3 protein-coding genes and 3 pseudogenes are annotated in these 7,194 nt (G+C 45.3%); 2 read left to right on the top strand and 4 right to left on the bottom strand.

All coding sequences use genetic code 11. The annotated features are described in order from the left end of the window. Positions 1-263: 263 nt before the first annotated feature. Positions 264-398 (bottom strand): annotated as a pseudogene (locus BIZ39_RS22370) (IS5/IS1182 family transposase); the annotation flags it as partial. Between BIZ39_RS22370 and BIZ39_RS22375 the strand changes: the two are divergent. Both BIZ39_RS22375 and BIZ39_RS19535 read left to right on the top strand, forming a co-directional pair. Then, positions 395-601, top strand: a pseudogene (locus BIZ39_RS22375) (IS110 family transposase); the annotation flags it as partial. The pseudogenes BIZ39_RS22370 and BIZ39_RS22375 sit on opposite strands and share 4 nt — an antisense overlap. 294 nt (positions 602-895) lie before the next feature. Continuing rightward, entirely contained in the window at positions 896-6,109 is a 5,214-nt protein-coding gene (locus BIZ39_RS19535) for an AAA family ATPase (RefSeq protein WP_187447802.1), read from the top strand. Between the two features lie 159 nt (positions 6,110-6,268). On the opposite strand, the pseudogene BIZ39_RS19540 reads toward BIZ39_RS19535, so the two are convergent. From BIZ39_RS19540 to BIZ39_RS22660, 3 genes and pseudogenes are all read right to left on the bottom strand, one after another. Further along, positions 6,269-6,526 (bottom strand): annotated as a pseudogene (locus BIZ39_RS19540) (integrase core domain-containing protein); the annotation flags it as partial. A 19-nt stretch (positions 6,527-6,545) separates the two neighbouring features. Further along, positions 6,546-6,728, bottom strand: coding sequence for a transposase domain-containing protein (locus BIZ39_RS22655; RefSeq protein WP_410369569.1), 183 nt, complete (start codon positions 6,726-6,728; stop codon positions 6,546-6,548). Beyond that, positions 6,729-7,022, bottom strand: coding sequence for a transposase (locus tag BIZ39_RS22660; RefSeq protein WP_410369570.1), 294 nt, complete (start codon positions 7,020-7,022; stop codon positions 6,729-6,731). Positions 7,023-7,194 lie beyond the last annotated feature (172 nt).

Consider the following 7,194-nt stretch of genomic DNA (forward strand, 5'->3'; position numbering starts at 1 on the left):
AATCCGATCACTTAAGGTAAAACTGGCAAGGACGAAAAAGAAGAAGAAAAAGTGATCGGATAAAACCGAAACGACCGATCGGATTCACCGAAATACGCAAATCCTAAAATTTGTTAAGGAAACTGCGAACAAGTCCTATAATTTAGGTCCGGATCAAGACTTTGCACTGCCAGCTCAATTTTGGAACACTAAATTTCCTATTTCGGCCAATATACTGCCGTTTTAGGCCTAATTTCGCCCCTCATCCGGGCTATTCCCTGGTTTCAGACAGATCTTGGCTGTCGTCGTAACATCTGGTCTACTTTAAACAGGTTCGCCAAGGTGAATAGCATGGCTAACTGTGAGTCATTTTTCGTCAGCCCTTTATAGCGTGCTTTGATAAAGCCGAACTGACATTTGTAAGCGAGGTTATAAAGAGCTTCGAGCCTTGTTTATTCATGCAGCTAGGGCGGTGATGTCACGACCCTACAAGACAGGAAAAGTCTATGGTGAGTGGCTGATGAACTTACGCGCTACAAAGCCATTCAACGTTGTTACCGTCGCTTTGGCGAATAAGCTCGCCCGAATCGCATGGGTGGTCATGAAGACGAGGCAGGCGTTTAACAGCAACGGGTTTGCAATGATAAAAGTGATGACGAAAACGGTAGAACCACTGGATAAAAACCTGACACAAAAAACAGCTTACAGAAGCTTTGGCCTTTTTTGAGGATAATCCAGCGCGGATCTCATCGTGGAGCGGGTTGCGAAAGCGCCTAATCAGACTCCGAATACATTAGCGCATAACCAACCCCGTTATCGAAGTTTATTATTGCAATAACGAGGCGGACCATACATTTTTGTAAAGTAAGGTCGTATACGACACTTACCTGTAATCAAAGTACAACGAGGATGCATTGTGGAAAATATTCATCAGGATTTTATAAGAGATCTTAACGAAGCCACTGAGACGACATTACTCATCGAAGTCTATAAACGGCATGTTGAGGCAATGAGACGTCACAATGAGGCGTTTGATGAATATGCTGTATGCCGCGATGTCTTTGATGAAAAACTCACTGACAGGCAAACCAATGTCATTCGTGTCGATGCCAAAGCAGATCAGCCTAATCAGTTAATGTCTCAGATCTACGCGTTAGTCGGCGCAGATTTGAAGCAACGTGCATCCATTGATGCTGCATTAAAACTTGCCATTCATGTGTCGACAATGGGGCTATCTGAGCTGGTAAACAGCAGTATTTCAGATGCGATCTCTAATACGGTCAACGAACTGGTTGATGGCATTGGCAGCAAGATCACCGACTTTATCTCCTCCCGCGCGGAAGCGGAGCTGGTCAATGCGGCCGGCGACAAGTCATTGGAAGCAATCGAAGGCACAGACGCGACGAACGTCAAAGGAATGGAGCTGTTTTTAAGTCACGACGCCAGAAAACAATTACTGGAGTTGGCTTCCAGCGCTCCGGATGTGTCAACGCCACATGAAGCGATGCAATACATCGTCAAGCTGATTGAAGTATTGGGAATAGGTGCGCCAAAACTGATTGTGATAAACGATCCGTTTAGTCTTGATGTCGCGTCCTTGGCGCTGTGCTCATTGATGTTATCCCATGCCAAAGATAAAAAATTACAGGGCGAAACCTTTCCGGTATCCATTGTATTTAACTATACCCATCACCAACCGTTCGATAAGACCGATGACGCTTCAAAACAAGGAAGCCTTATAATCCGACTGCGTCATATGGTGCAGCGCTACGGCATGCTTGAAAAACCCGGCACCAACATCCCGACACCCGCGGTGAATTCATCTGTTTTTGTGGGGCGACATGACGAGCTTGCGTCGCTCAGTCAGCGCCACCATGCGTATATGGAAAGTGTGATAAATCGCAGCGACATCGCCCATCATTGGGAACTGATAAGCGGTGAGCCAGGGGCTGGTAAAACGGCGTTGGCAAACCAACATATCAGTAGACTCTCTGACTATGATGATAAAAAGGATACTGCACAGATACGGTTACGCCTGCTTAATCAAATCGGTCACCAGTCACAAAATACAGGGTTGGCATCACTGCTGCAGTCGATACAGCGCGAAGCGCTGAGGTTAACCGAGTATTACGATGCGCATAACAGCTTCCTCTATAAGGTGGTAAAGAACAAAATTGATGAATTTCGCGATGTCGGCGATAACATCAAAGAGATCTTCACCAAAGGCTCAGTCAGCAGCGATAACGTTCACGCACTGGCAAAGTCGATTGCCTCAGCAACGCACTACGGCACCCTCTTTGATGCGGCTAAGTCAGCAAAAAACAGACTGTCCATGGACCGCTACGCGAACGCGATAGGTGAGTCAATAAAAAAGGAAAATAAATCTGAAAAGGAGCAGCAGTTTGAAAGACTGTTAGCGGCGCTGTCGAAGCTGAAGCGACTGACCAGGGAAATCCATCCCGACGCGAAAACGATGCCAATCATGTTGGTCATTGATGATATCCAGTGGATAGATGAGCTGACTGCCGAGTTTATTACTGAGTGGCTAATGCCGCGTTACAGTATTGAGTTTGTGGGGACCTGTCGACAAGCGGATGCCGCGTTGTTAAGAAAAAAGACGAGCGACCAGCATGAGACTCGTCCCTTTACACGCGCATTGCTGTCGCTATTCGGACTGACAGAAGATGATGTGTCGACAACGTGCTATGAGACCAATATTAAGGGGATGGCTCGAGGCACGCTGACGTCACTGATTGAAGCGGTGTTCAGTAACCCGGATAAACGTGATGTCTCCCCTATCAGCAGCGCATTAATTGCACAGCTCAATGAACGCGATAATGAGCATGTGAACACGTTGTTTGCGATAGAAACGCTTAATCTTTTAAGCGATAAAGGTTTTTATCAGGATAAGGATGTTACGCCGTTATTTATTGAAACCACCCGCGGCCAGTATTCAATAAACAACATTCCGGCGTCAGCGTTTCAAAGCTGCATTGATACTGTATTTGGGCAGCTTAAGGACGCCTACAATGATGCGTTTGCCCAGGATGAGATGAAGCAGGATGCAAACATAGGCTTTACGTTATCGTCCTATGCGGTCATGGAAGAGCGGCTTCATATCCTAATGCAGTACTTGGGCGATTTCGGGGATATCGCTAATTTTACGCTGCAGATCGCATCCATGATTTCCGCGCCGTTTAGTTCACAGTTAGTTGACGATGTTATTGCGCATCTGAGGGGCCTGGATGAAACCGCGCACCCTGAATTGGCGCCGCTTATTAACATGTTAAAAAAGCAGCCCGAACGGCATTTATCCACCGAACATTATCAGATCCTTGAAGAGGTGCTGGAGATTGTCAAACGTGTCAGAAACGAAGACATGCATACCTTTACGCACAATCTGTATACCACCTTTTTGCGTCAAAGTTGTCTGAATGTGCTAAAAGATACGCTGGGTACATCAGATAAGAAGATCATCGGTGAATGTATTGCCGTCATTGCTCAATACCTTCATCAGCAAATTGAAAACATCGAGTTAACACATGATGCGACGACACGGACATATCAAAAAACAATTTACCTCACCAAGTCGCTGAGCGCGCTGCTGCAATTTGCCCATGACACATTTGGTATGTTTATTCATGAAAGAATACATATCACGTACGGACTTGCCGTGATTCTGGGAAATATGAACAGGTATAGCGAGTCATTAGAAGTGTTTGATGAAGTTGAGAAGCTTTGCAACGTGCTAGAAAGTAGCGATGAAAAACAAGAAAACGTCGCCATGATTTTTGGTGAGGAGTTTAACTTGGAGCAGGCATCCATTGATATCACAGAAGGTAAGATGGATGTCTGTCATTTTCTTGGTAGGCATGAGGATGTGAAAGCACTGTATCAGCGCGCACGCAATATGGTGGAAAATAACACTCAACTATCTGTCGACGAAAAAGATAGCCGTATCATCGGACTGCTAAACACCTTAGGCAATTCTTATAATAAACAGATTCAAGTAAACCATGCAATAGCCGTACAGAAAGAAGCCATGGAGATGGCAGAAAAGCTGTATCAGCGCGATCCAGAAATTCATCAAGATATCTACGTTAAGACTTTGTTTGGGATGGCAAAAGGACACTTAGCCGGCCTGAATTACCAGGCAGCTGCGCCCTTTGCTTTGCAGGCGTTTGAACAAACTAAACAATTAGCTGATGCAAATAGAAGTGCCTGGCTGGGTGGTTTTGTTAATGCCGCAATACTTTACGCGTCTATATGCAGTAAAACAGGAGAAAATGCTCAGTCTATTGACGTGCTTACGCAGTTACTACCCATCACTGATGGCTTACAACAAAGAAATCCCGATATCTGGCTTGAAGACCATGCTTGGGTTGTACACACACTGACAATGAGCTATCTACTTGCCGGCGCAATGCCAAGTGCAAAGCAAGTCATAGAGTCAGTGATGCCGCTGCTTGAATCTGAGAAAGAAAAATCAGCAGAATTGCCCGGTCACTATCTCAACGTGAAAGCTATGCATATGACATGCCTGCTAGGGACCGGTGACAAAGAGGGCGCGGTGCGGGTAGCGGAATCACTTATCTCTTTGACCAGAGAGGAGCAGTTGGCAGGTCGCAGTGATATTGCATCTACCGTGAACACACTGTTGTCATGTGCGTCGGCTTTTCTCAGATACAAGATGTTCGAAAAAAGTGAAATGCTCATTGATGAGCTCATCACGATGCTTGATGAGCAAGAAGAGATAGAAAGTTATCATGCCTACATGAAGCTTCAATCGTTTGCTTTGCTTGCAAATACACTGCTTGAAAAAGGAGAGATCGATAACGCCGTCAGTATTGTAAAAAAGGACATTATCCCTTCTTTAGATGTCACGTTCTCCATGCTCAAGGGTGTCGAAATGGAGTACGTCAGTGTTTTATCTGCCAGTGGCAAGGTGTTAAGAAAAAACAATGACATTGAGCAGTCAGAACATCTTCTGTTAAAGGCGCTCAATATCATTGAGAAGGAAGGCGACGTTTTTGAAGTGTCCACACTCACCGCGCAAACCTATTTTCAAATCGCGAAGCTCTACCGTATAACCAAAGATATGTTACGCGCCGAGAAATTCGCCGAAAAAGCACTTTCGAACTGTGACGATATACTTTTAATGAATAGCGCTGCGTTCGATAGCCACCATACTGCGCTCAGTCTGCTTCGAGACATCTACTGTCAAACAGGAAGAACGGAGGAAGCAATCACCCTGTACCAGCGATATACAGACACGTATTTTGCGTATTTTGCCAAAGCGCCAGTGGAACACGCACGAAAGGTTGAAGACTTTTTCGTTAAGCTGGGCAATATGCAACATTTAATGAAAGATGAAAAAGGCGCTCAACACAACAACCTCACCGTGTGTTTCAATAAGTATTGGGGACTGCAATTAACTGAAACTAAAGAAGGCATACCGGAGTGCGTCAATGCGGTATTCGGCCTGCTTCAGGCTATCTACGACCGAAGTGATGACAAACTGTTTTGGTCACTTGCGGTTAAGCATATTAGAAAGCTAACTGCGTTAAGTACAGAGATATGGGCAGGTCATTTGGTAGGAGCAAGCTTTAGTCATGCGAATCTGTACGTGGAAGATGATAGAGAGGAGATGATCAAAACACTTTATGAACTCGTTAAGGATATGGAAAAGTTTGCTCTTGATGAGCGCGAGGATACAAAAGATAAATTTAAAATGGCGTTATTCCTCGTTGTAAACGAAATGGATTTCGATGACGATCTTGATGAGGCACAAAGATTGGCCGAGCGATATCTCGATATCAATGACAATGCATTTAACGAACAATACGCTGACGTGATGATGATGCTTGTTCGCATCTCTTATAATCAACACCGTATTGAAAAAACGGACACCTTGGCAGGCATTCTTGAGAGCGAGCTTCACGAACACCAGGAGCTCGAATGGGTACCAGCTCAGCACGCGATGCTATATATGCTGTGGACTAATCTCCTTGATGATCAGGATAGAAATAATGAGGCGGCTGTGAAAATCAAAAAAGCGGACCAGATTATTGAAAAACATGGCCTGCATGACTATCGCAGTGGCACAGATCTGTGGGATGACTACCTATGAAGGTATTAAAAGCGAAAATTAGGAAAAGCCAAAATTAGCGACTATAGTTGTTATCGTGTTACCGAGTTGCATTGGTATCTGGAGATCTTGCCCGTCTATGACGTGTATTAGCTCAGAGTTGATCTGACAGTTACCCGTTTTTCAGGTGTCGCTGTCAGATTAGATTTGAGCCAAATTCTTTTCAGCCCAGATCTGTTTCCCATCGACTAATGTTTCAATTGGCGTTCTGCCACAGCACATTTTGCTCTGATGAGTTCGTTCATTGTTGTAGTAATCCATCCATTCGTCCAGATCTTTCTGGAGTTCTTCGAATGAGCCATACAGTTTCTTGCGGAATGTGACCTGGTAAAACTCATTTAATATCGTCTTATGGAAACGTTCACAGATACCGTTTGTCTGCGGTGACATCGCTTTGGTTTAGTAACCGTCTGCTGATCTACACCTTGCCCGATTTAACATTCCAGGGCAACAGGGCTTCGACATTGTCTGGCGATGCGGCTAAGTGTTCCAGACAATGCATGATGTAATCAAATGGGGTTAAGCCATTGGCCTTGGCCGTCTCAATGATGCTGTAAAGTATCGCACTGGCATTGGCACCGCTTGTTGCGTTGTTGAACAGCTAATTCTTTCTGCCAATGACAAAGGGCTTGATGGCTCTCTCGGCGCGGTTGTTATCGATGGCCAGGTTGCCATCATCGACATAGCGAACCAGTTTATGCCATTGATTCAGACTGTAGCCAAGCGCTTTACCCAGTGCAGTTTTGGGTGGTAACTGCAAAGCCGATTTGTCCAGCCAGGTTTTGTATTGGTTGAGCAGGGGAAGTGATTCGGTTTGCCTGACCTGATACTTCTGCTTTGCTGACTGGCCTTTGAGGCGGGTTTCAATCCGGTATAACATCTGGATATGGTTCAGTGCTCAGTTGGCTTTACCGGTTTTAGCCTTTGCTTGTGCCACTTCGGCCTCTTTGAACTTGCGTCTGGCATGGGCCCAGCTTGCGACAGGCTAAGCCTGAGAATAAAGGAGGTAACTATGCTGTAACCAAAATTATTCGTTGAATTCCAGAGGGTTCAACTCCCTCCCGGTA

The sequence above is a fragment of the Alteromonas sp. BZK5 genome, from assembly GCF_014349115.1.
Taxonomy (GTDB): domain Bacteria; phylum Pseudomonadota; class Gammaproteobacteria; order Enterobacterales; family Alteromonadaceae; genus Alteromonas; species Alteromonas macleodii.